Consider the following 463-nt stretch of genomic DNA (forward strand, 5'->3'; position numbering starts at 1 on the left):
TCCAAGCTTTTCAAATTGTCCGTCAAGGTCTCCACAACTATTGAAATATCTTTTCTCAAGCTGTTCATGCGTTCGTTCAGTTGCACTTGTGCCTTCTCGATATCGCTCAATCGCTTCATTGTGCTGCTTGACCCGCTCGCCTCGGAGTTCTGCAAGAAACTCTTTAAAGCGGTAATTTCCTTGTCGATACCAATCTTCAACCCGCTGACGGAAAGCAATAATTCGCGCTCTAATGGGGAAAGCTTTTCCATCTTCGTCTATTTCCTGTTCGCTTCTGGTTGAGGGAGTTTGATGCACGGGGTTTTGCTCTCGCCGCACGTCCACCCGTTCTCTGCGCTTTTCGGAAGTATCAGAAACGTTCCTTTCTCGCTGTTGATGATACGGATTTGCCCAGTCTGGTTTTGGAGCTGCAAAAGGGTCTGGCGTTCCGTAGCCGTAACCGCCCTGATCTCGCTCAACTCCG

At 49.0% G+C, this 463-nt stretch carries 1 protein-coding gene; it reads right to left on the minus strand.

Annotated features, from left to right (window positions below):
- On the minus strand, positions 1-251 hold a 251-nt coding region (locus HBA93_RS18575), incomplete at its 3' end, for a hypothetical protein (protein ID WP_221724285.1).
- Between the last annotated feature and the right edge of the window lie 212 nt (positions 252-463).

The organism is Ochrobactrum sp. SFR4, assembly GCF_019730395.1.
Lineage (GTDB): Bacteria > Pseudomonadota > Alphaproteobacteria > Rhizobiales > Rhizobiaceae > Pseudochrobactrum.